At 70.1% G+C, this 24,707-nt stretch carries 16 protein-coding genes and 1 riboswitch; of the genes, 9 read left to right on the forward strand and 7 right to left on the reverse strand.

The features are described 5' to 3' along the window. Nucleotides 1–151: 151 nt before the first annotated feature. Together E1291_RS06945 and E1291_RS06950 are read left to right on the forward strand one after the other, a co-directional pair. Entirely contained in the window at nt 152–1,324 is a 1,173-nt protein-coding gene (locus E1291_RS06945) for a S8 family peptidase (protein ID WP_131736892.1), read from the forward strand. 163 nt (nt 1,325–1,487) lie between these two features. Next, nucleotides 1,488–1,657: riboswitch (cyclic di-AMP (ydaO/yuaA leader) on the forward strand. A gap of 78 nt (nt 1,658–1,735) precedes the next feature. After that, nucleotides 1,736–2,707: a coiled-coil domain-containing protein gene (locus E1291_RS06950; RefSeq protein WP_131736893.1), complete on the forward strand. Its 972-nt coding sequence runs from the start codon at nt 1,736–1,738 to the stop codon at nt 2,705–2,707. A gap of 97 nt (nt 2,708–2,804) precedes the next feature. On the opposite strand, the gene purL is transcribed toward E1291_RS06950, so the two are convergent. The 4 genes from purL to purS form a co-directional block, all read right to left on the reverse strand. After that, on the reverse strand, nt 2,805–5,045 hold the full coding sequence (purL, locus tag E1291_RS06955; RefSeq protein WP_503108236.1) for a phosphoribosylformylglycinamidine synthase subunit PurL: 2,241 nt from the start codon (nt 5,043–5,045) through the stop codon (nt 2,805–2,807). 1,094 nt (nt 5,046–6,139) lie between these two features. After that, nucleotides 6,140–6,820: a phosphoribosylformylglycinamidine synthase subunit PurQ gene (purQ, locus tag E1291_RS06960; RefSeq protein ID WP_131736894.1), complete on the reverse strand. Its 681-nt coding sequence runs from the start codon at nt 6,818–6,820 to the stop codon at nt 6,140–6,142. A 98-nt stretch (nt 6,821–6,918) separates the two neighbouring features. Beyond that, complete coding sequence (locus E1291_RS06965; RefSeq protein WP_242613991.1) at nt 6,919–7,359, reverse strand: ATP-binding protein; 441 nt, start codon at nt 7,357–7,359, stop codon at nt 6,919–6,921. Between the two features lie 273 nt (nt 7,360–7,632). Then, entirely contained in the window at nt 7,633–7,875 is a 243-nt protein-coding gene (purS, locus tag E1291_RS06970) for a phosphoribosylformylglycinamidine synthase subunit PurS (RefSeq protein WP_131736896.1), read from the reverse strand. 94 nt (nt 7,876–7,969) lie between these two features. Between purS and E1291_RS06975 the strand changes: the two genes are divergently transcribed. Both E1291_RS06975 and E1291_RS06980 read left to right on the forward strand, forming a co-directional pair. Continuing rightward, complete coding sequence (locus E1291_RS06975; RefSeq protein ID WP_131736897.1) at nt 7,970–9,589, forward strand: hypothetical protein; 1,620 nt, start codon at nt 7,970–7,972, stop codon at nt 9,587–9,589. Between the two features lie 108 nt (nt 9,590–9,697). After that, nucleotides 9,698–12,070: a hypothetical protein gene (locus tag E1291_RS06980; RefSeq protein ID WP_131736898.1), complete on the forward strand. Its 2,373-nt coding sequence runs from the start codon at nt 9,698–9,700 to the stop codon at nt 12,068–12,070. A 27-nt stretch (nt 12,071–12,097) separates the two neighbouring features. Here the strand turns inward: E1291_RS06980 and E1291_RS06985 are convergent, their stop codons facing one another. Beyond that, on the reverse strand, nt 12,098–13,195 hold the full coding sequence (locus E1291_RS06985) for a hypothetical protein (RefSeq protein WP_131736899.1): 1,098 nt from the start codon (nt 13,193–13,195) through the stop codon (nt 12,098–12,100). Between the two features lie 434 nt (nt 13,196–13,629). Here E1291_RS06985 and pdhA point away from each other — a divergent pair, with 434 nt between their 5' ends. Genes pdhA through E1291_RS07000 form a run of 3 tightly spaced genes read left to right on the forward strand, consistent with a single transcriptional unit; the run spans nt 13,630 to nt 17,119 of the window. After that, complete coding sequence (gene pdhA / locus E1291_RS06990; protein ID WP_131736900.1) at nt 13,630–14,763, forward strand: pyruvate dehydrogenase (acetyl-transferring) E1 component subunit alpha; 1,134 nt, start codon at nt 13,630–13,632, stop codon at nt 14,761–14,763. Next, a complete protein-coding gene (locus tag E1291_RS06995; RefSeq protein WP_131736901.1) occupies nt 14,760–15,737 on the forward strand; it encodes an alpha-ketoacid dehydrogenase subunit beta in 978 nt (325 codons plus the stop codon). The genes pdhA and E1291_RS06995 overlap by 4 nt, the downstream gene beginning before the upstream one ends. Nucleotides 15,738–15,742: 5 nt before the next feature. Further along, complete coding sequence (locus E1291_RS07000; RefSeq protein ID WP_131736902.1) at nt 15,743–17,119, forward strand: dihydrolipoamide acetyltransferase family protein; 1,377 nt, start codon at nt 15,743–15,745, stop codon at nt 17,117–17,119. A 101-nt stretch (nt 17,120–17,220) separates the two neighbouring features. On the opposite strand, the gene E1291_RS07005 is transcribed toward E1291_RS07000, so the two are convergent. Both E1291_RS07005 and E1291_RS07010 read right to left on the reverse strand, forming a co-directional pair. Continuing rightward, nucleotides 17,221–18,762, reverse strand: coding sequence for an OmpA family protein (locus E1291_RS07005; RefSeq protein WP_131736903.1), 1,542 nt, complete (start codon nt 18,760–18,762; stop codon nt 17,221–17,223). Between the two features lie 188 nt (nt 18,763–18,950). Further along, nucleotides 18,951–20,789, reverse strand: a complete 1,839-nt coding sequence (locus tag E1291_RS07010; protein ID WP_131736904.1) for an acyl-CoA dehydrogenase — start codon at nt 20,787–20,789, stop codon at nt 18,951–18,953. A 597-nt stretch (nt 20,790–21,386) separates the two neighbouring features. Between E1291_RS07010 and E1291_RS07015 the strand changes: the two genes are divergently transcribed. Both E1291_RS07015 and E1291_RS07020 read left to right on the forward strand, forming a co-directional pair. Continuing rightward, on the forward strand, nt 21,387–22,655 hold the full coding sequence (locus E1291_RS07015; RefSeq protein WP_131736905.1) for a glycosyltransferase family 2 protein: 1,269 nt from the start codon (nt 21,387–21,389) through the stop codon (nt 22,653–22,655). Between the two features lie 61 nt (nt 22,656–22,716). Next, on the forward strand, nt 22,717–24,707 hold a 1,991-nt coding region (locus E1291_RS07020; RefSeq protein WP_131736906.1), incomplete at its 3' end, for a right-handed parallel beta-helix repeat-containing protein.

Consider the following 24,707-nt stretch of genomic DNA (forward strand, 5'->3'; position numbering starts at 1 on the left):
ACCAGCCTTTATCTGGACAGATCCGCTAGGGTGCCGTCGGTCGAAGCCTCGACGACCTCGCTCTCGACGACCCCGTGCTCGACGGCCCGGCCTCGATGGCCCGGCCTCGACGGGGCCCGCCGAGAGCGCCCCCACGACAGAAGGAGACGTCTTGCGGGCTGTCCACCGGAGGCTCTTGCTGGTCGGTACCGTCGCGGCCTGCGTGGGCGGCGCGGCGACGCTCCCGAGCCTCGCCGCCGACCCGTCCCCCTCACTCGTCCGGGTGACGGCCGCCGCGGGCACCCCGCTGCCCGGCCGCTACATCGTCACGCTGAAGCACGGGGCGTCCACCGACTCGACCGCGCGGAAGGTGCGCGCCACGGGCGTCCAGCGCTTCGACGGCGTCCTCAACGGCTTCGCCGCGCGGCTGGACGGCGGTCAGCTCGGCAGGCTGCGCCGCGACCGTGACGTCGCCGCCATCGAGCAGGACCAGGTCGCCAAGATCGCGTCCAAGACCCAGCGCGCCCCGCTGCCCTGGGGCCTCGACCGCATCGACCAGCGCAAGCGCGCGCTGTCGAAGACCTACACCTACAACTCCACCGGCACCGGAGTGACCGCCTACATCATCGACACCGGCATCGTGGCCGGGCACCCGCAGTTCGGCGGGCGCGCGTCCGTCGCCTGGTGGGCCAGCGGTTTCTCCAACGGCACCGACTGCAACGGCCACGGTACGCACGTCGCCGGGACCGTCGGTTCCAAGACCTACGGCGTCGCCAAGAACGTCAAGTTGCGGGCGCTGCGCGTGCTCGGCTGCGACGGCACCGGTGCGGTGTCCGGCCTGGTCGCCGCCGCGAACTGGTTGCGCACCCACGCCGCCAAGCCGGCCGTCGCGAACATCTCCATCGGCGCGCCGAAGTCCGCGGCGCTCAACACCGCGGTGACGAACCTGTCCAAGTCGGGCGTGTTCGTGTCCGTGGCGGCGGGCAACGAGAACGTGGACGCCTGCACGGCCTCCCCGTCCAGCGCCGGATGGGTCATGACGGTCGGCGCGACGACCACCTACGACAACCGCGCGGACTTCTCCAACTGGGGCAAGTGCGTCGACATCAACGCCCCCGGTTACGGGATCACCTCCACCTGGAAGAACAACGGCACAAAGACCCTCAACGGGACGTCCATGGCCACGCCGCACGTCAGCGGCGTCGCCGCGCTCTACCTGAGCACGCACCGCGGCGCGACCTTCCCGCAGGTGCAGAAATGGCTGAACGACAACGCCACCCGCAACGTCCTCGGCCGCCTGCGCGGCGGCCAGGCCAACAGGCTCCTCTACAAGGGGAACCTGTGAGTCCCGTCACGTAGGATGGCCCGGCTCCCAGCAAGGGGGCCGGGCTTGCCGGCTTCGAGCCGTCCCCGGCTGCGCCGGGGTCTAATCTTGGCCAGGCAACGGACGGATCAACCCAGTTCATCATCGTCCGGCGGCACGAGCCCGGGATCCGTCCCGGACGAGCCGGCCGGACGGGCCGAATCCCGCGGCGCGAGCCCGGGGACCGGGGACCCACTCTCCAGGCGGTCGGCGACCGCCTGGACGGGGTGAATTCGCGGGCCGCACGGCACGCGATAGGGCTCGCTCCAGCCCGAACCCGTCAGCTAACCCGGCAGGCCGATGAGGAGAGGAGAGCACGTGGAGACCCCCACCTCCACTGTTCGGCGCGGTGGACTGCGCCACGGTCGACGGCGCGGCCGACGGCGCGCCGCCGTGGCCCTCGTGGTCCTCGCCGCCTCCGTGCCGCTGACCGGCGGGGCCGTCCCGCCGGCGTCGGCCGACCCGTCCGCATCCGTGCTGACAAGATCCGTGCTGACAAGATCCGTGCTGACAAGCGCCGCGCTGGCGGCCGCCCTGCCGGCTGACCCGGGCGGCAACGGCAAGTTCGGCAAGCTCAACGCGCAGATCGAGCGGCTCGACAAGGCCTACGGCGGCGACCTCGCGAAGCTGAAGGACGCCCAGTTCGCGGCCAAGACCGCGCTGGACAAGTCCAAGGTGCTGCAAAGCGACCTCGACGGCGCCCGCGACCTCGTCGCGCGCATGGCCGCGAGCCAGTACATGACGGGCGGGCAGGACCCGACCATCGCCGTCCTCTCCGCGGACAGTCCGTCCGACCTGCTGAGCAACGCCACGCTGATCAGCCATGTCGCGCAGAACAAGGCGGCGAGGGTCGAGCAGATCAAGACATTGGTCGACCAGCAGTCCCAGGCCCGCAAGCAGGCCCAGGAGAAGATCGCGGAACTGCAGAAGGAGATCAAGGATCTGCTCTCGCAGAAGACCCGCATCCGCAACCTGGTGAAGAAGTACAAACCGGAGTCGCCGAGCGTCGGCATGGGCGGCGTGACGCCCCGGATGCTCAAGGTGAAGAACACCATCGACACGGAGATGGGCCCGTTCCCCACGATCGGCTGCGTCCGCACCGGCGGCGACCCGCAGGACCACGCCACCGGCCGGGCCTGCGACTTCATGGTGACGACGGGCGGCGTGATGGCCAGCGGCGGCGCCCAGGCCCTCGGCGACCGGACGGCCGCGTACGCGATCGCGCACGCGAGCGCGCTCGGCATCAAGTACATCATCTGGCGGCAGCGCATCTACGACCTGCGCAGCCCCGGCTGGCGCGGCATGGAGAACCGTGGCGGCGTGACCGCGAACCACTACGACCACGTCCACATCTCGGTCTTCTAAATGGCGCTCTTCTAGATAGCGGCTCTAGTCGCGTGGTTCAGAAACGCTATGGCGCCCCCTGGAAGCTCCAGGGGGCGCCGGTGCGTCTTCGCCAGGGTCAGCCCGCGTAGCTCGGCAGCGTCCGCTCGTGGGACTCGCGGAGCTCGGCCAGCGGGATCGAGAACAGCTCCTGCTGCTCGGAGGCGGACGACACGGTCAGCGCGTCACCGCCGGCGACGCCGAGCTGGGCCACGGGGACGCCCGCGGCCTCGCACATCGCCGCGAGGCGCGCCTCGGCGCCGGGCGTGACCGCCACCATCGCGCGAGCGACGGACTCGCTGAACAGCGACACGAACGGGTCGCCGGTCAGCGTGACCCGGGCACCGAGCCCGCCGCGCAGGCACGCCTCGACCAGCGCCTGGGACAGGCCGCCGTCCGACAGGTCGTGCACGGCGGAGACCAGGCCGTCCCGGACGGCGGCGACCAGCACGCCCGCCAGCGCCGCCTCGGCGGCCAGGTCGACCAGCGGCGGCAGGCCGCCCAGGTGCCCGTAGACGACGTGCGCCCATTCCGAGCCGCCGAACTCCTCGCGCGTCTCGCCGAGCAGCGCGAGCGTCGCGCCGTCGGAGGTGAGCGACATGTTCACCCGGCGGCGGACGTCGTCGTGGACGCCGAGCACGCCGATGACCGGCGTCGGGTTGATCGGCGTGGTGCCCGTCTGGTTGTAGAAGGACACGTTGCCGCCCGTGACCGGCACGCCGAGGTACTGGCAGGCGTCCGCCAGGCCCTCGACCGCGCGGGCGAACTGCCACATGACGCCCGGGTCCTCCGGGGAACCGAAGTTGAGGCAGTTGGTGACCGCGAGCGGCCGGGCGCCGGTGGCGGCGACGTTACGGTACGCCTCCGACAGCGCGAGCTGCGCGCCCGCGTACGGGTCGAGACGCGCGTAGCGTCCGTTGCCGTCCAGCGACAGCGCGATGCCGAGGCCCGACTCGTCGTCGATCCGGACGACGCCCGCGTTCTCCGGCATGGCCAGCACCGTGTTGCCGAGGACGTACCGGTCGTACTGCGAGGTCACCCACGTCTTGCTCGCCAGGTTCGGGGAACCGGCCAGCCACAGGACGGTGCGGCGCAGCTCGTCCCCGTTGGACGGGCGCGTCAGCCGCCCCGGCGTGTCGGCCTGCAGCGCGCCCAGGTCGTGCGGGGGCGCGTACGGGCGCCGGTACACCGGCCCCTCGTCGGCGGCGGTGACCGGCGGGATGTCGACGATCGTCTCGCCCCGCCACGTCATGACCAGCCGGCCGGTGTCGGTGACGGTGCCGATGACGGTCGCGGGGATCTCCCAGCGGCCGCAGATCTCCATGAAGCGGTCGACCTTGTCGGGGGTGACGACCGCCATCATGCGCTCCTGCGACTCGCTCATGAGGATCTCCTCGGGGAGGAGCGTCGCGTCGCGCAGCGGGACCGTGTCGAGGTCGACGTGCATGCCGCCGGTGCCGGCGGCGGCCAGCTCCGTCGTCGCGCACGACACCCCGGCCGCGCCGAGGTCCTGGATGCCGACCACGAGGTCCTCGCGGAACAGCTCCAGGCAGCACTCGATGAGCAGCTTCTCCATGAACGGGTCGCCGACCTGGACGCTCGGCCGCTTCTGGTGCGACTCCTCGTCGAATGTCGCCGACGCCAGGACGGACGCGCCGCCGATGCCGTCCGGGCCCGTCCGGGCACCGAACAGGATCACCTGGTTGCCGGGGCCGGGCGCCACCGCGCGCTTGATGTCCTCGTGCTTCATCACGCCCACGCACAGCGCGTTGACGAGCGGGTTCTGCGCGTAGCAGGCGTCGAAGACCGTCTCGCCGCCGATGTTGGGCAGGCCGAGGGAGTTGCCGTAGCCGCCGACTCCGGCGACCACGCCGGGCAGCACGCGCTGGGTGTCGGGGGCGTCCGCCGGGCCGAAGCGCAGCGAGTCCATCACCGCGACCGGCCGGGCACCCATCGACATGATGTCGCGGACGATGCCGCCGACACCGGTCGCGGCGCCCTGATAAGGCTCGACATAGGACGGGTGGTTATGCGACTCCACCTTGAAGGTGACCGCCCACCCCTGGCCGACGTCCACCACACCGGCGTTCTCACCCATGCCGACTAGAAGCGCATCGGTTTTCGGGGCCTTGTCGCCGAATTGGCGCAGGTGCACCTTGGAGCTCTTGTAGGAGCAGTGTTCGCTCCACATCACCGAGTAAATGGCCAGCTCGGCGGACGTGGGACGGCGCCCGAGGATGCTGCGGACCCGCTGGTACTCCTCATCGTTCATGCCCAGCTCGGCGTACGGCTGCGGCCGCTCCGGCGTGGCCGCGGCGATCGCGACGGTGTCGGTGCCGAGCTCGGCGGCGGGGAGGGCGGGGCGTCCGGCCGCCCCGGGGGCGACCGGCTGCGGGCCGGTGCCGGGGCCGTCGATCATGCGCTGCGGGCCGGTGCCCGCCGCGTCCACCGCCGGCTGGGGACCGGTGCCCGGTCCGCCGACCGCGGGCTGCGGGCCGGTACCCGAGCCGACTGCGGGCTGCGGGCCTGTGCCCGTCCCGACCGCGGGCTGCGGGCCCGTCCCAGAACCGCCGGCGGGACCACCGGCAGAGCCGAGCACAGGGCTGGTGGCAGGGCCGGTGACAGGGCCGGTGACAGGGCCGGTGACGGTCGGCAGGGGGCCGGTGCCGCTGACGGTGGGCAGGGGACCGGTGCCCGTCCCGACCGTGGGAAGGGGGCCGGTAGCAGGGCGGTCACTGTCGAGGGGGTGCTGCGGCGCCGGTACGACGGCGGGCAGCGGACCCGTCCCGAACGTGGGCTGGGGGCCCGACCCGGGACCGGCGGAAAGCGGCGGAACCGGACTCGGGCTGACCGCGGGAAGGGGGCCCGTGCCGTACCCGACGGCGGGCAGCGGGCCGGTTCCCAGCGCGGGCTGGGGGCCGGTGTTCGTCCCGACGGCGGGCTGCGGGCCCGTCCCCGGGCCGACGGAGGGCCGCGGAGCGCCGGGGGGCTGCGGCACCGGGGAGATCGCGGGCAGCGGGCCGGTCTGGTAGCCGGGGGCGCGCTGCGGACCGGTGCCGTTCTCGGGCGCGACGGGAAGCGCGGGCGCGCCCGGCTCGGACGGCGCATCCGACCGCTCCTCGGCCAGTGCGCGCGCGAACTCCGGCGCCGCGACCGCGGACGGCACGCCGCCGAGCGGCACGCCCGCGGGGTCGCCTGCGCCGGACTGGACGCCGGACTGGACGGGGGACTGGGCGGCGTCGCCCTCCTCCAGCATGGCCTCGAAGGCCTGCGTCACCGCCGGGTCGACGGGCTGGAGCTCGGGGTCGTCGGCGTCGGACTTGAGCTCGCCGAGCCACTCCAGCGAGGGCTCGTCCGAGGTGTCGCGGGCGCCCCGGCCGTCCGGCCGTCCGGACGCGTTGGGCCGTTGCTCGCTCATGCGTTGACCAGTCTCTTGACGATCGAGGTGAAGAAGCCGAGCCCGTCGGTGGACGGGCCGGTCAGGGACTCCACGGCATGCTCGGGGTGGGGCATGAGCCCGACCACGTTGCCGGCCTCGTTGCAGATCCCGGCGATGTCGTCGAGGGAGCCGTTGGGGTTCAGGTCGAGGTAGCGCGCGACGATCCGGCCCGAGGCGGCCAGTTCGAGCAGCGTCTCCCGGTCGGCGACGTAGCGGCCGTCGACGTTCTTGATCGGGATGACGATCTCCTGCCCCTCCCGGTACTCGGCCGTCCAGGCGGTGCCGGTGTTCTCGACGCGCAGCCGCTGGTCGCGGCAGACGAAGTGCAGGCCCGCGTTGGGCAGCAGCGCGCCCGGCAGCAGGTGCGACTCGCACAGCACCTGGAAGCCGTTGCAGATGCCGAGGACGGGCAGGCCCGCCTTGGCGGCGGCCACCAGCTCGACCATCAGCGGCGCGAACCGGGCGATCGCCCCGGCGCGCAGGTAGTCCCCGTAGGAGAAACCGCCCGGCAGCACGACCGCGTCGACCCCTTGCAGGTCATGGTCGGCGTGCCAGAGGGCGACCGGCTCCGCGCCGGCCAGCCGCACGGCCCGTGCGGCGTCTCTGTCGTCCAGGGAACCTGGGAAGGTGATGACCCCAACCCGGGCAGCGTCCATCTGTTCTGTTCCTCCGAAATGAGGTGCGGCCGGGACGGGCGGGTCTCATCCGCCGATCACCCCGCTACGCGTCGCAATCCCCCCGCGCGCGTACCAATCTACCCGGCGCTGTGCATGAGCCTGCGCTCGAGGCGCCGTACCAGCGCCTCGTCACGCCAGGTCAGCCGCTTCCGCAGGTGAACGACGGTGCCCCGGCCGGGCGTGGAGTCGATGTCGAGATCGTCCACCAGCGCCCGCATGATCTTAATGCCGCGCCCGGACTCGCTCAAAACCCCCCGGTCGGCGGGAGCCGGGCGCGAGCCGCGGCCCCAGTCGGTGATCTTGAGGGTGCAGGCGTCCTCGTCCACCTCGCCGACGACCTCGTAGTCGCCCGACGAGCGCGCGTGCAGGACGACGTTCGTGCACGCCTCCGACGCCGCCACGACGAGATCGGCGACGCAGTCCTCGGCGGCCCCGAGACCCCGCAGGGCGTCCCCCACCACCCGCCGGATCACCGGGATGCTCAGTGCGTCGCGCGGCAAAGCGAGCGAGAACCGCATGTCCACCCGGCACCTCGTGTCATGCCCCGGGCTTCCTGGTCAAGCCCCCGGTCCCGGAGCGTGCTCGACGACTCGACGCAGCTAAGGCTTCCCCGGCGGAATCTTCCGTAACCGCTACAGTGCCGGGTCTTTGAGTGAAATCTCGTCGGCACCGGCAGGGGACCTGGAACGCGTGGAACGCACCACCACCATGCGACTACCGCGCAATTTCATCCCAATTCCGGCCGGAGGCATCTCACACGATAAACCGGTCCAGGTCGGGAGCTATACCGGTCAAATAACGCGAACCTCGAAATTCTCAATGACCGGGTTCGCCAGCAGCGTCTCGGCGATCTTGTGGACGCGCTCCAGCGCCTCCTCGTCCGCCGGCCCCTCGAGCTCCACCTCGAACCGCTTGCCCTGCCGGACGGCGACGACGCCCTCGAAGCCCATCTGCGGCAGCTTCCTGGCGATCGCCTGACCCTGCGGGTCGAGGATCTCCGGCTTCAGCATGACGTCGACGACGACACGCGCCACATCCGCCCCCTCACTGGTCTGCGCCTTCCTTACGATCCTGAAGGGTACGGCACCATGGGCCTCAACACCCCACCCGCACCCCCGGAGCCGCCCGATGAACATCGAGGACCTCACGCCCTCGGAGCGTCGCCTCTGGGAGGCGTTCCCGCGCGGCGAATCCATAGACCTGTCCACGGGCGACCCCACCCTGGACGACCCGGCCAACACCACCCAGTGGGGACACGACCGCCTGGTCCGGGCCGAAGTCCTCGTCGCCCTGCTCGTCGGCGCCGTCGAACCCGAAGCCGGCCAGGTCCCGGCCGTCCGGCTGAGCGGCGCCCGGATCACCGGCTCCCTGAACCTCGGGCACGCCGAGGTCCACGTCCCCCTAGCGCTCACCAACTGCTCCTTCGACGAGGCGCCCCACCTGTACTGGGCGAGCATGAACAGCGTCCACCTGATGCGCTGCCGCCTGCCGGGCCTCGTCGCGTCCGGCACGCGCGTGGACGGCCACATGTGGCTGGAGGGCAGCCGGATCTCCGGCGGGCTGTGGCTGGACGGCGCCAACATCACCGGCATCCTCAACATGTCCGGCGTCCAGCTCACGAACCCGGGCGGCGACGCGCTGCTCGCCGACCGCCTCACCGTCGAGGCGAACGTGTACTGCGACCAGGGGTTCACGGCCAACGGCGAGGTCCGCCTCCCGGGCGCGCGCGTCGGCGGCCAGCTCATCTTCCGCGAGGCCCGCCTGTACAACCCGACCGGCGCCGCCCTGTACGCCAGCCGCCTCGACGTGGCCGCGAACGTCTTCTGCGACGGCGGGTTCGCCGCCGAGGGCGAGGTCCGCCTCCGCGGCGCCCGCGTAGGTGGCTACCTCTCCTTCGTCGGAGCCCACCTCACCCACCCCGAGCGCACCGCCCTCAACGCCGACGACCTCGCCGTGGAGACCGACGTCTACTGCTCCGACGGATTCACCGCCACCGGAGCCGTCAGCTTCGCCGGAGCCCGCATCGCCGGCCAGCTCAGCCTCCGCGGCGCCCGCCTGCAGCACCCGCAGGGAACCGCCCTCAGCTTGCAGCGCCTCCAGGCAGAAGAGGTCCTGCTCCGTCCCGCGGAGCCCATCCAAGGCGTCGCGGACCTCTCCTATGCCCGCATCAACCTCATGCGCGACGACGCCAAAACCTGGCCCGACCGCCTCCAACTCGACGGCCTGCAGTACGAGACCCTCGACCCGCCCCTCACCGCCCGGGTTCGTCTCGCCTGGCTCCGCCGTGACAACGATGGCTACGCCCCCCAGCCCTACGAGCGCCTCGCCCAGACCTACCGCTCCCTCGGCCTGGACGCCGACGGCCGCTCCATCCTGCTCGCCAAGGCCCGCGACCGCCGCCGCACCCAGGGCATCCCCCACAAGGTCGTCGGCTGGTTCCAGGACATCCTCGTCGGCTACGGCTACCGCCCCTTCCGCGCCGCGAGCTGGCTGATCGGCCTCCTCGCCTTCGGGACGATCGTCTTCTCCGTCCACAAGCCCGAGGTACTGGACGACGGCCACCGCCCCCATTTCAACGCCTTCTTCTACACCCTCGACCTCCTGCTCCCGATCGGCAGCCTCGGCCAAGAGGTCGAATTCGCCCCCAAGGGCATCTATCAATGGATCGCCAACTTCATCGTCGCCGGCGGCCTCGTCCTCGGCCTGACCGTGGCCGCCGGCGCCACCCGGGCACTGTCCCGCGAATAAAACACCATTCGCCCGTTTTATTCTTTCGCCCTTCAAAAAAGTCGATACACCGGTCAATGGCCCCCCTCTAGGCTGTTCCCGCGCACATCGGCGAAAGGGCGGGCGGGAATGGTCATCAGGGTCGACGCGCGGGCCGTCCAGTCCGAGCTCGGTGCCGTGTCGAGCGCGATGGCCGAGGTGACCCGCCTGATGGGCCCGCAGATCTGGCAGGGCGGCTCGGCCGCCGCCTTCACCACCGACCTCCAGGGGCACAATCGGTCGCTGAACCGGATGATGCGGGAGATCATCCGCACCGTCGTACACTTCAACCGCACACCGTCCAACCTGGAATTACCGACCATTCCCGGCGTCACTCCCGCCACCGGCCGCCCCGGCGTCGCCTCCGTCTCCCCCAACGGCCTCGAACGGCTCGAAACGGCTCTGAACCGCGCGGCCGACCGCCTGCCGCAATCGGGCAAGATGATCCGCGGCCTCCTCGCGGTCGTCTATCCCGACATCCCGAGCACCGCGGCCTGCGACCGCACCGCCTCATGGTGCCGCGACCAGGCGTCCCGCATGCGCACCCGCATCATGTACGCCCTGGCCGAGAACCAGGTGAACCCCGTCCTGCTCATCAGCTCCCCGCTCTCCCCCGTCCCCGACACCGAACGCTTCGGCGCCAAGGAAATGACCGACCTGGGCCGCCTCCAAGCCCTCGCCTGGAACAAGACCCGAAGCGACCCGACGGCGTCCACCCCCGAGCTCATCTCCGAGATCACCCGGACCCTCCGCGCGAACACCAAGGACGAGGGCTACCTCAACGCGTTCTTCAACAACGTCCCCAAGGGCTCGATGGGCAAGCTCGCCTACGACCTCCACCGCCGGCACGGCGGCAGCGGCCTCACCCCTGAGGACAAGAAGACCGTCGGCGACATCGGCACCGCCCTCGCCTCCCTCTCCCGTACAAAGAACGGCCAAGCGGCCGTAGCCAACGCCCTCGGCCCCATCGGCGCCGACATGCCGGGCCAGGCACTGTTGGTCAGGCTCAGCGCCCCGAACGTCAAATGGAGCTCCGCCGTCCTGGCGGACATGGCCAGAGCCGCCCTCCGCTGGCGCCAGCAATACCCGTCCTACGTCATCACCAGGAAGGTGATCATCGACCACACCGTGGTCAGGACGGCGGCCAACCAGCCGGACCACCGCCGGTGGTGGAACGACTGGGACCTGGACCCCTCTGGTGACCCCTCGGACCTCAGACCGTACGACCCCGCACTCAACGTTCTCGGCCGCATCTCCCAGCAGCAAGATCTCACTGCGGCCCGCACTCTGGCCGCCACGAACCTGGAGTCTGCCTTCAGCATCAAGGACGCCGAAAAGGCGGACGCCCTGACCTGGCTCACCCGAGGCAACGGCGGCACCTACGCGTCGCTCCTCACCGCTCCCGACTGGCCGGACGGCGGCAAGGCGGCCGGCTCTGTCATAGCCCTGGCCACCACACCCGAAAGGGGCCATGAAAAAGAGGCCGCACTCAACGCCGCTGAGATCATGAAGACCGTGGCCTGGTGGAACGACAAAGGCCGCGAAAAGCTGGACAAGGACCTAAGGCAGGATGGCCCACCGGATCTGCTCCCCTGGTTCGACATCCTTCCCAGCCAGAGTGAAACGGCCCCCGGCATGGCCCACACCAAGCACTACGCCGCTGAACTGGGGCCCGGCCTCCAGAGTGGTCTCCTGACAATGACCCGTATGCACATCCCCATGATCGCCGATGCCGATGCCTCCAGCGCCGGATCCGGGCTTCCGAACCGGGATCACGCAACCGGACGCACATATGTCGATATCGGTGGACAGGATGTCCAGCAGTTCCTTCGAACGTTCGCGGCGGACGACAGGAGTTGGACTCAAATCGCCATGGACACACAGAAGTTCCGTCAACTGCTCTTCACGTGGGGCCTACGCGACAGGCGATGGCCGACGGCACAGCGAAGGGCCGGGCAAATGGAAGGAAACCTCATAGCGGCGTTCGGTAAGGAGCGGCTCACTCGAGAGGCCCTCACCCAGCAGCAGTACGACGAGGCGAAGAAGCATCTGGGGGTCCTCCGCGACCTCGGCGCCACCGTACTCGGCAGCACACAGGTCGGCGCGGTCCCCGGAGTGACAGACGCCTACACCATGGGCACCGACCTGGCACTGGACAAGATCAAATATGCACCCTACGAGAAAAAGGTTCAGCAAATCCATTCCGCTTACTCGAACTATTCCGACCAATTATATCTCGATCTTGCGCGTGCAATTCGGTCTTGGAAAGGAGAACACACGGGCGACCCCCAGCTCGACAGGGCACTCAAAGAGTGGTCGTCATCTCCGGAAGGCAACAGCCAGATCATTAAGGCGGTCAAAGACTTCATCGTTTCCGCCCCCAAGGCAGGACCCGTCACAAGTGGGGAGGATCTCATCGCCACCTCCGAAGGAGGATCGGACCATAACACCGGGCACGAGTGACGACGAGGCCGACCACCGATGCCCTTGTCAGCCAGAAATATGATCGGGCAGTCGGAACGAGTAGATGAGCCCACAGTACTTATCGCCCATCACATACGCCCCGTCAGCCGACTTCACCATGCCAGTGGGCTTGGCCGAGGCGACGGCAGCCATCGACCCATTAAAATCATCACACTTCTTCTGCGTCCCGAAAGAGAGCGACTCCAAACTGCCGTCCAGTTTCAACAACGTGGGACGCGGCCGCTGCTCCAAGGCGGACACCCCACCGAGCAAGAGAATCGAGCCATTACTCAATGGGGCCATCTCCGTCCAGGGGGGCATTTTTTGGACGGTGGCCGGGAATCTGAATCCACGGGACGCTCCGTCATCGCCGACACGCAGCAGCCCAGTATGCCCCAAGGTGACAATGCCCCGCCGACCATCCGGAATCAGGCCAGTGGGCTGAAAAGGTGCGGGCGCGGCCTCCGATAGCGCCTTCTCATAGCCCTGGGGCCGCCATCGCCTTAGGGCATTTCGACCGACAACCTCAAAGAGTTGTCCAGCACTCGAGATCAGGACCGGGACACCGTCACCACGGATCGTGAACAGCGAGCCCTTCCAGTGCTTGCCCAACTCGTCGCGCTCTTCAGTCGAGACCACTTTGGCCAAGGGGTCGAGCACCTCGAAGCGGGTTCTCGCTTCCCCGTCTGCACCCAAGACGTCGGTCTTCTCAAGAGTGGATAGGTTCACCTTGACCAAGTGAACCCCCGCCGAAGAGAGCATCATCCACAGTTGGCCACCCGCCGCAAACAGTTGATCAGCACCAATGCCGATGGGAAGTGCGGAGATGCTTCCGTTCCGCTCGAGTCGGGCTACGACCTTGCCCATCTCACCCGTGACAGGAAAATAGACGGCGCCGGTCCGCTGGTCGAGCGCCAGACCGCCGTTCGAATGGGCGCTGGCACGCAGCGCGTATTCCCCGTCCCGAGGTGGGCGGTGGATGTTCGGATCCCCCGCAATGATCACGACCTGGCCGGGGTGGGTGGGTTTGGGGGTGGGGTTGAAGGACGGGGTGTGCTTGCCCGTCGTGCAGGACGCCAGGGTTGCGGCTAGGGCGACAGCGGCGGTGACGCGGGTGTGACGCACCTGTTGATGATGCCAGCAACGGGGGCGTGGGACGAGCGTTCTGCTTTGAGTTCGTCACGGTGCGTGCTCGCGTCCACGTGTCTTTGGGGGGTGGCGGGGGTGATGGGTCGGCCTGGCGAGGAGGCATGGGGCGGACGCGTCCGTCCCGCCGAGATCGGCTGGGGGTGATTCGTGGGGCGGGCGGCTGGGGTTCGGTGGTTGCGAGCTTCGTGGCTCTGGGGGGTAAAGGGATGGGTGGCGTGGGGTAGGTCACGTTTGGGCGGGGTGTGTGGGTTTCGCGGGTAGGAGGGTGGGTGGAGGACTTGCATCACAGGGTGTGATGTCTGCCACGATGGCATTAGCGGCTTTTGGGGCCCCTACCGGGGCAGAAGGGCGCTGACACCGGCCGGCATGCGGCGATCCCGCGTACCGGCCCCGAACGAGGAGTGTCATCGATGACGATCGACTCCGTACGCGGCGCGCCGGACACCCCCGGGCTCGCCGAGCCCGAGCTCGTCCAGCTGCTGACCCCCGAGGGGGAGCGCGTCGAGCATCCGGACTATCCGCTGGACCTGAGCGCCGAGGAGGTCCGGGACCTGTACCGCGACCTGGTGACGGTCCGGCGCATCGACCTGGAGGCGGTGGCGCTCACCCGGCAGGGGGAGCTCGGACTCTGGGCGTCGCTGCTGGGGCAGGAGGCGGCGCAGATCGGGTCCGGACGGGCCCTGGGCGAGCACGACATGGTGTTCCCGACGTACCGGGAGCACGCCGTGGCGTGGTGCCGGGGTGTGGAGCCGGTGCGGCTGCTGGGGATGTTCCGCGGGGTGAACCACGGCGGGTGGGATCCCGCCGAGCACAAGTTCCACTTGTACACCATCGTGATCGGCAGCCAGACGCTGCACGCGACGGGGTACGCGATGGGCGTCCAGCGGGACGGGGTGCTGGGCACGCCGTCGGCGGGGGCGACCATCGCCTACTTCGGGGACGGGGCGACGTCGCAGGGGGACGTGAACGAGGCGTTCGTGTTCTCGTCGGTGTTCAACGCGCCGATCGTGTTCTTCTGCCAGAACAACCAGTGGGCCATTTCGGAGCCGTTGGAGAAGCAGTCGCGGATCCCCCTGTACAAGCGGGCGCAGGGATACGGGTTCCCCGGGGTGCGGGTGGACGGGAACGACGTTTTCGCGTGCCTGGCCGTGACACGGAAGGCATTGGAGAACGCCCGGACGGGGCAGGGGCCCACATTGATCGAGGCGTTCACCTACCGGATGGGCGCCCACACGACGACGGACGATCCCACGCGGTACCGGCTGAAGGCCGAGGAAGAGGCGTGGAAGCTGAAGGACCCGATCGAGCGGGTGAAGGCGTACCTCGTCCGGGGCGACCTGGCGGACCAGGCGTTCTTCGACGAGGTCGAGGCCGGGGCGAAGCAGATGGCCAAGGAGCTGCGGGCCGAGTGCCTGGCGCTGCCCGACCCCGGACCGATGTCGATCTTCGAGCACGTGTACGCGGAGCGGCATCCGCTGATGACCGAGGAGCAGGAGCAGTTCGCCGCCTACCTGGCGTCGTTCGAGGGAGAGGTGTCGCCGTGACCACCCTGACGCTCGGGAAGGCCATGAACGAGGGCCTGCGCAAGGCCATGGAGAAGGACCCGAAGGTCCTCGTGATGGGTGAGGACGTCGGGAAGCTGGGCGGCGTGTTCCGGGTGACGGACGGGCTGCAGAAGGACTTCGGCGAGGAGCGGGTCATCGACACGCCGCTCGCGGAGTCGGGGATCGTCGGGACGGCGATCGGGCTGGCGCTGCGCGGGTACCGGCCGGTCGTGGAGATCCAGTTCGACGGGTTCGTGTTCCCGGCGGCCGACCAGATCATCACGCAGCTCGCGAAGATGCACATGCGGTCGCTCGGGACGCTGTCGCTGCCGGTGGTGATCCGGATCCCGTGCGGCGGGGGCATCGGGGCGGTGGAGCACCACTCGGAGTCGCCCGAGGCGTACTTCACGCACACCGCGGGGCTGCGGGTGGTGGCGTGCTCGAACCCGGTGGACGCGTTCGCGATGATCCAGCAGTCGATCGCCTCGCCGGACCCGGTGATCTTCTTCGAGCCGAAGCGCCGGTACTGGGACAAGGCGGAGGTCGACGTCGAGTCGACGGACTGGGCGCCGCTGCACGACGCGAAGGTCGTCCGGCCGGGCGAGCACGTGACGCTGCTGGCGTACGGGCCGTCGGTGAAGACGTGTCTGGAGGCCGCCGCGGCGGCCGGCGAGGAGGGGCGGTCGCTGGAGGTCATCGACCTGCGGTCGCTGAACCCGCTCGACATCGACACGGTGGTGCGGTCGGTGGACCGGACAGGGCGGTGCGTGGTGGCGCACGAGGCGCCCGTGTTCAGCGGGTTCGGTGCCGAGCTGGCCGCGCGGATCACCGAGCGGTGCTTCTACCGGCTGGAGGCGCCGGTGCTGCGGGTCGGGGGCTTCTCGACGCCGTACCCGCCGTCCCGGGTCGAGGACGTGTACCTGCCCGATCTCGACCGCATCCTGGACGCGGTCGACCGCACCTTCGCGTGGTGACGCCAGTGAGTGGAACGAAGCAGTTCAACCTCCCCGACGTGGGCGAGGGCCTCACCGAGGCCGAGATCGTCAAGTGGCACGTGCAGGTGGGCGACCAGGTCGAGGTCAACCAGACGATCGTGGAGATCGAGACGGCGAAGGCGATCGTCGAGCTGCCCTGCCCGTTCGAGGGGGTGGTGACCGAGCTGCTGGTCACCGAGGGGCAGACCGTCGACGTGGGCGTGCCGATCATCACGGTGGACGTGGCGGGTGAGGGCGGCGCGCCGGCGCCGGCGGCGCCCGCCGTGCGGGAGGAGGCCGTTCCGGCGCCCGACGAGCCGGGCATCGTCTCGTCCGAGCCGAAGCGGCAGCCCGTGCTGGTGGGGTACGGGGTGAAGGAGGGCGCGACGAAGCGGCGTCCGCGGAAGGGCTCCAACGGTGCGCAGGCGCCGTCCGCCGTGCCGGCCGCCGTGACGGGCACAGCGGCGCCCGCCGTGCCCGCGCCCGCCGTGCCCGCGCCCGCTCGTCCACAGCCTGTGGACAACGGCCTTCCGCTGGCGAAGCCGCCGGTCCGCAAGATGGCCAAGGACCTCGGCGTCGACCTCGCGTCGATCACCGGGACGGGACCGAAGGGCTCCATCACCCGCGACGACGTCCTCGCCGCGGGGTCGGCGCCGGCACCGGTCGCCGCCGGGGCCCGCGAGGAGCGGGTGACGGTCAAGGGCGTGCGGAAGGCGACCGCCGCCGCGGTCAGCGGGTCGGCGTTCACCGCCCCGCACGTCACCGAGTTCCTCCAGGTGGACGTCACGCGGACGATGGACGCGGTGCGGCGGCTCAGGGAGCTGCCCGACTTCGCGGACGTGAAGGTCTCCCCGTTGCTGCTGGTGGCGCGCGCGCTGCTGACGGCGGTGGCGCGCAACCCGATGGTGAACGCCGCTTGGGCGGACGGGCCGTCCGGCGCGGAGATCGTGGTGAAGCGCTACGTGAACCTGGGCATCGCGGCGGCCACCGAGCGCGGGCTGATCGTCCCGAAGATCAAGGACGCGCAGGACCTCACCCTGCCCGGTCTCGCGCGCGCTCTGAACGAGCTGACCGCGAAGGCGCGCGCGGGCAAGGCGTCACCGGCCGACCTCTCGGACGGCACGATCACGATCACGAACGTGGGCGTGTTCGGGGTGGACGCCGGGACGCCGATCATCACGCCGGGCGAGGCCGCGATCCTGGCGTTCGGCCAGATCCGGGACCTGCCGTGGGTGCACGAGGGCGAGCTGGCGATCCGGAAGGTGACGACGCTGTCGCTGTCGTTCGACCACCGCATCATCGACGGTGAGCTGGGGTCGCTGGTGCTGCGCGACGTCGGCGCCATGCTGGAGGACCCGCTCCGCATGCTCGCCTGGGGCTGACGGCCCGGGCGAGCGGACGGAGCACGCTCGCGGGCGTCCGGTGTCGCACGACACCGGACGCCGTTCCCGTCATGCCCGTTCCGTGGTCAAGACACCGGCCCTCAGGACACGGGGACGCTGTTGACCTTGCCGAAGGGGCCGCCGTCGAAGACCACGGACGTGACGTTCCCGGGCGGGGCGGGCATGTAGGCGAACCCGCGCACCGGCTCGTTCACGGCGGTGCGGTAGGCGGCGCCGCCGGTATCGACGTAGGCGGCGTCGCCCTGTCCGTCCGGGGTACCGACGCGGACGGCGCGGAAGACGTCCGTGCCGCCGGGCGCGAGGATCGAGAACGAGGTGAACACGCCGCCCGGGTAGTCCTTGTGGGGGTAGTCGGCGTTGGCCGGGAGCGTGCCGGGGCCCTCGTCGACGATCTCGAACACGGCGACGATGTAGGCGCCGTCGCGGTAGAACGGCTTGACGTCCAGGCGGCGCTTGTCGGCGCCGAAACGGCCGAAACGGCTGGCGACGGTGGTGCCGTCCTGGGCGCGGAACGGGGCGGGGGCGGCGGTGCCGCCGCGGCCGCCCGCGGCGGCGGTCGAGGACCCGGAGGTGCCCGAGGTCTGCTGCCGGACCTGGTAGGAGATCTCGACGCGGCGGTTGCGGGCGCGGGCCTTGGCGTCGTCCGCGCCGCCCTCCTTGGCGATGAGCTCCGCCTCGCCCTTGCCGTGCGCGGAGTACTTGTAGGCATCGCCGAGCCGGGTCTTCATCTCCTTCATCACCGCCTCGGCCCGGTCGCGGGACAGCTTGAGGTTGTAGGAGTCGCTGCCCTTGCTGTCGGTGTGCCCGTCGAAGGTCAGCGGCCCCTTGGCGGGGTCGGCCTTCTGCTTGATCTCCGTGGCGGCGTCGTCGAGGACGGCCTTGGCGCGGGACGACAGCTTGGCGGAGTCGACCGCGAACAGCACGTCGGTGCGCAGGTTGACCTTCACGTCCGAGCCGCTGGAGGTGACGTCCTTGATCTCGCCCTCGGTGATGTCGTACAGCTCGGCGGGGTTGGCGCCCGCGTCAGTGCCGGTGCCCGTGCCAGTGCCGGAGCCGGTGCCCGTGCCGGAGCCGGAGGACGAGGCGGGGGCGTCGCCGGTGCCGGTGACGGGGATGCCGGTGAACTCCCCGGCCGTCCCCGGCGTCAGCACGGTGATCTTGTCGATGCCCGCGGGGAGCGGCGGGAACTCGGCGGTCAGCTCGCGGGCGGCGCCCGGCTGGAACTGCTCGGCGGTTCCGGCCTGCGCGGTCTGCCGGTAGAGCCGGCGACCGACGGGGTCGAGCAGCCGCACGCCGAACGGCGCGGAGCGGGCCGCGGTGTCCAGGGACGTGACGGTGTAGCGCAGCACCGCCTTGCCGGGCTGCCGCTCGACGCCCCTGATCTGGACGCGGGCGTGCAGGCCCCCACCGAACCAGCCCTCCCTGCCGTAGGCGCCGCCGGTCTGGGCGACCTGCGGCCGCGGCGCGGGCGTGGTCGCATCGCCCTTGACCTTCGGCGGGTCGCTCTTCTCGGCCTTGGAGGAGTCGGCGCAGCCCCCGGCGAGCAGCAGCCCCGCGACGGCGACGGCCAGGGGCACGGCGAGGGGAACGCTCAGGGGGACGCGCTGTCGGCCGGGCGGCATCGGCACTCCCGTTCGGGACGAAGGGGGCGGGGAGGTCCCGGCCCACAGTAATGATCCCAGCGGGGGGGACGCAGCGGGAGGAACACAGCGGCAAATCAGAAATACAGCGGCGAATCAGAACCACGGCGGCGCATCAGAACACAGCGAGCCCCCGCCTCCGGGAGGCGGCGGGGGCCGGCGGGGACGGCTCAGAAGGCCTCTTCGGGCACGTCCATGACGTCCAGGGTGGTGGCCTCGGTGACGGCGCGGTCGGCGGCCAGGCGCGGCAGGACGCTCTGGCAGAAGAACTGCGCGGCGGCGACCTTGCCGGTGTAGAACGCCGTGTCGGAGGGGGACGGGGCGTCGGCGGCGCCGAGGCGGTCCAGGGCGATCTCGGCCTGGCGGCACAGCAGCCAGGCGACGATCAGGTCGCCGAGGGCGAGCAGGAGGCGGGAGGTGTTGAGCCCGACCTTGTAGAGCTCCCTCGGGTTCTCCAGGGAGCCGAGCGCCCACCCGACCATCGGGGCGAGGATGCCCTCGGTGTCATCGAGGGCCCGGCCGAGCAGGGCGCGCTCGTTCTTGAGGCGGCCGTTGCCGGCCTCGCTCTCGGCGAACGCCCTGATCTCCCCGGTGAGCGTCCGCAGCGCCGCGCCGTTGTCCCGGAGGATCTTGCGGAAGAACAGGTCCTGGCCCTGGATGGCGGTGGTGCCCTCGTACAGGGTGTCGATCTTGGAGTCGCGGATGTACTGCTCGACCGGGTACTCCTGCAGGAAGCCGGAGCCGCCGAGGGTCTGCAGCGACTCGGCGCCGAGGAGCGCGTAGGCCCGTTCCGAGCCGAAGCCCTTGACGATCGGCAGGAGCAGGTCGTTGAGCTTCTCGGCCCGCTCGTCCTCGCGGCCCTCGTGCTCGGCGATCTGGACGGCGTCCTGGTAGGACGCGGCCAGCAGCACCATCGCGCGCATGCCCTCGGCGTAGGACTTCTGCGTCAGCAGGCTGCGGCGGACGTCGGGGTGGTGCGTGATCGTGACCCGCGGAGCCGTCTTGTCGGTCATCTGCGTCATGTCGGCGCCCTGGACCCGCTCCTTGGCGTACTCCAGCGCGTTGAGGTAGCCGGTGGACAGCGTCGCGATGGCCTTGGTGCCGACCATCATCCGGGCGTACTCGATGACGAGGAACATCTGCCGGATGCCCTCGTGCACGTCGCCGACCAGGTAGCCGACGGCCGGGTGCCGTTCGCCGAAGGTCAGCTCGCAGGTCGTGGAGACCTTCAGGCCCATCTTCTTCTCGACGTTGGTCACGTAGGCCCCGTTGCGCTCCCCCAGGGCCCCGCTCTCCAGTTCCACCAGGTACTTGGGGACCAGGAACATCGATAGGCCCTTGGTCCCGGGCCCGGCCCCCTCGGGACGGGCCAGGACCAGATGGAAGATGTTCTCGGCCATGTCGTGCTCGGCCGAGGTGATGAAGCGCTTGACGCCCTCGATGTGCCAGGTCCCGTCGGGCTGCCGGACGGCCTTGGCCCGGCCGGCGCCCACGTCGGAGCCCGCGTCCGGCTCGGTCAGCACCATCGTGGCGCCCCACTGCCGCTCCAGGGCGAGCTCGGCGAACCGCTTCTGCTCGGGCGTGCCGATGCGGCGGAGGATCTGGGCGAAGCCGGGGCCGGAGGCGAACATGTACACCGCCGGGTTGGCGCCCAGGACCTGCTCGGCGACCGCCCAGGTCAGCGAGCGCGGGGCACCGCTGCCACCGAAGTCGGGGGCGAGGTCGAGGCGGTACCACTCGGCGTCCATCCACGCCTTGAACGACTTCTTGAAGCCCTCGGGCATCGTCACCGTGCCGGTCGCGGGGTCGAACACCGGCGGGTGGCGGTCGGCGTCCTCGAACGACGCGGCGAGCGGGCCCTCGGCGAGCCGGTCCACCTCGTCCAGGACGCTGCGCGCGGTGTCCTCGTCCAGTTCCGAGTACGGCCCGCTGCCGAGGACGTCCTGGCGCCTGAACACCTCGAAGAGGTTGAACTCCACGTCCCGGAGGTTGCTCTTGTAGTGCCCCATTCGAGACTCCGTCTGGTTCCGCGGCGGCCGGGGGCCGCGCTGCCGTACTGGTCGGTAACTCCTCTTGATGCTACCCGGCGGTAACCAGTCCCGACCACCCGCGGACCTCTGATCCACGGGACGCAGGCCACATCCGACCCCAGCTCAAGATCTTTTGTGAGGCAAATCACACTGATTTCTGGCACCATCTACTGTTAAGTAGCCAAAACCAGACACTAGATGACATACCGGACTTCGAGTCATATACAGGACTATCAACTTACAGTCGGGAGTTTCAAAATCATGTCCACCATGGGTCCTGCACGTTGCACATCCATCGGTTGACCAACGATTCCGCGCAAACGCTTGACGCGTGATCAGCCTGACCGATATAGGACAGCACCCCAAATGACCAGCAGGTCTTGCATGACCGGATCTGGCAAGAGTGAACCGTTTGCTGGTCTGCTCCCTCTTACTTGAGGTGACACGGGGGCGCAAGGGTCCATTGGTCAGAGTCCACGAGATGGGCTCCGCGGCACTGGGACCCGGCAAGACAGGGTCCGCAGGCTTGGGTCCGCAGCACTCCTCCGTGACATAAGGGACAAGGGGAGGATTGAGTTGTCATCTGTCACGGGGTGGCTGAGCGACGCCTGGGAGTCGGTCTCGGGCGCCACGGCCGGGGGTGACTGGCGGAAGTTCGTGCCGCTGGGCTTCGCGGGACTGCTGGTCTGGGGCCTCTGGATCTACCGGGTGATCCTGTCCCGGATGGACAAGCCGGTGGTCAACAACTTCCGGACGACCGTGTCCGTGGTGGTCCCCTCCTACCGCGAGGACCCGGAGATCCTGATCCGCTGCCTGGAGAGCTGGCTGGCCCAGAACCCCAGCGAGGTCATCATCGTGATCGACGTCGCGGACACCGAGGCGCACCGCAGGCTCGCCCAGGTCACCGACCCGCGGCTGCACGTGCTGATCTACGAGCACTCCGGCAAGCGCTCGGCCCTCGGCGTCGGCATCCGCGCCGCGCGCGGCGAGCTCGTCGTGTTCGCCGACTCCGACACCTGGTGGCAGCCCGGCCTGCTCGACGCCGTGCAGATGCCCTTCGAGGACCCGCAGGTCGGCGGCGTGGGAACGCAACAGAACGTCTTCCAGCGCGAGACCAGCGTGTGGCGCCGCATCGCCGACTGGCTGGTGAACCTGCGGTACTACGACTACGTCCCCGCGATGGGCTCCAAGGGCGGCGTCGCCTGCCTGTCGGGGCGCACCGCCGCCTACCGCCGCTCGGTGATCCTCCCCGTGGTGGAGAACCTGGAGAACGAGTTCTTCCTCGGCCGCCGCTGCATCGCCGGCGACGACGGCCGCCTCACCTGGCTCACCCTCTCCCAGGGGTACAAGACCGTGCACCAGTCGTCGGCGCGCGCGATCTCGATGTTCCCCGACTCCTTCCGCGCGTTCTTCAAGCAGCGGATCCGCTGGAGCCGCAACTCCTACCGCTGCTACCTCACCGCCCTGTGGAAGGGCTGGCTGTGGAAGACGCCGTTCGTCACCAAGGTGACCGTCCTGCAGATCCTGCTGACGCCGGTCACCATGGGCGTCACGCTCGGCTACCTGATCTTCAGCCGGATCATGGACAACCTGACCCCGCTCGGCATCTCGCTGGCGATCGGCTGGGTGCTGTTCGGCCGGGCCGTCCGCGGCTGGTCGCACCTCAAGCGGCACCCCGCGGAGATCCTGCTGCTCCCCCTGACGGTCTTCGTCGTCATCGGGATCTCGCTGCCGATCAAGCTGTACGCGTTCGTGACCATGAACAAGCAGGGCTGGCTGACCCGCACCTCCGACCAGGTCGGCGGCGCCGGGCAGAGCGCCAGCTCGCTCCAGGGAGTGGGCTGAATTGACCCGTCCGACGCCGTCCCGGCCGAGGGACCGCGGGACAACCCGTACGGGACGCGCGGTGCTGGCCGCCGGGCTGGCGACCGGCTTCGCGCTCGTCCCGCTGGGCTGGCTGCCGGGCTCCCCGGTGCCGGCCGCGCACGCCGACCCCGCCGTCGACCCCGCGAGCGCCGCCCGGCAGGCCAAGCTGGTCGACCAGGAGGACCAGCGGATCATGCAGACGCGGTCCGTGCTGACCGCCATCCTGCAGATCGGCGGGCAGGCGACCGCGCAGTGGAAGCGCCCGCAGATCTTCGGCTCCGCGCAGGGCAAGACGCTGGTGCTCCCGCAGCAGCCCACCGGCAAGCCCTACACCCTGGCCGACCTGAAGCGCTACGGGGGCAAGTACTTCCAGCGGCTGCCGGACGGCTCGTTCCTGCTCGGCATCCACGTGTTCGTGTCCGACGGCGCGGGGCTGCTGCTCGCCAACCCGTCCGGCGGTCCGCTCGTCCTGCGGATGGGCAGCATGCCGGGGGCGTTCGCCTCGATCGTCAGCTTCGGCGGCACGATCAAGATCGAGGGCAACCAGCGCAACCCCGTGCAGATCACGAGCTGGAACACCGCGACGCGCTCGCCCGACACCGAGGTCGTCGACGGCCGCGCCTACATCCGCGCGGTCGGCGGCGAGTTCCGGATGAAGTACGCCCGGATCTCCCACCTCGGGTTCTGGAGCGGCCGGACGGGCGGGATCGCGCTGACCGGCACCGACCGTCCGGCGAGCGCGGCCAAGCACCTGAACAAGGACCAGCGGCACGCCAACAAGAAGAAGCGGCTGCAGAGCCAGAAGAACGCCGGCAACGGCGGCGGCGGCAACGGCGACATCGAGACCGAGACGCCCGGCGGCGACGGCGGGCCCGGCGGCACCGCCACGCACGTGCCCGCCGCCGACCTCGTCACCGGCTCCATCGACAACAGCCTGATCAGCGGGGACGCGTTCGGGCTGTTCGTGTCCGGCTCGAACCAGACGCAGGTCACCAACAACAAGATCGAGAACAGCCTGGTGAACGGTGTCGTGATGCACCGGTTCGCCAAGAACGCCAACATCTCCAACACGACCGTCGTCGGCAGCCGCGGCGACGGGTTCGTGCTGTCGCGCGCCACCGAGAAGGTCCGCGTCACCAACTGCACGGCGGAGAAGAACGGCCACAACGGCTTCACCGTGAACGGCGCGGCGCTCGCCGACGGCCCGTCGGCGTCCGGTGAGTCGCTGGAGAGCTTCGGCGACAGCTCGATCAACAACAGCCTCGCCAAGGACAACGGCCACTACGGCATCGAGCTGCTCGGCGGCGACAAGCTCTCCGTCCAGAACAGCAAGGTGATCGGCGGCGACATGGGCATCGTCGTGCGGTCCGCGGCGACCCAGGTGCAGATCTCCGGCAACCAGCTCGCCAAGCAGGTCAGGCAGGGCATCTCGCTGCGCGACGGCGTCAAGGACGCGAGCCTGGCCGGCAACACCGTCGACGGCGCGCGGACGGGCATCTACCTGCGCAACTCCTCGGGCAAGCTGGTCGGCAACGTCATCCGCGGCGCCACCCAGCACGGCATCACGCTGATCGGCTCGGCGGGCGGCTCGCAGATCCGCGACAACAGCCTGAGCGGGCGCGGCACCAGCCCGGTCAGCACCGGCCGGTCGAGCGGCCGCATCACCCGCGACGACAACAACACCGACGGCTGGACCGACACCGCCTCGCTGTGGATGAAGGCGCAGCGGTACCTGACGCCGCTGAACGTCATCTGGGCGGTCGTGTTCACCGTCGTCATCTTCTCGATGATCCGGGCCCGCAACGGCGGGCTGCGGATCGGGCGCACCGGCGTCCACCCGTACACGCTCCAGGCGCCGATGGAGAAGCGCCCGGTGTACAGCCTGCCGCGCCGCCAGGACGCCGCGGGCTCCGGTCCCGGCCGTCCGGTCGGGACGGGCCCGGGACGCGCCCCCGGCCCGGCCCACGCTCCGATGGCCGGTGCCCGCGCGGCCGCCGTGGCCGGGCAGTCCGGCGGCTCGGCGGACCCGCT

This window comes from Actinomadura roseirufa, assembly GCF_900659635.1.
Lineage (GTDB): Bacteria > Actinomycetota > Actinomycetes > Streptosporangiales > Streptosporangiaceae > Spirillospora > Spirillospora roseirufa.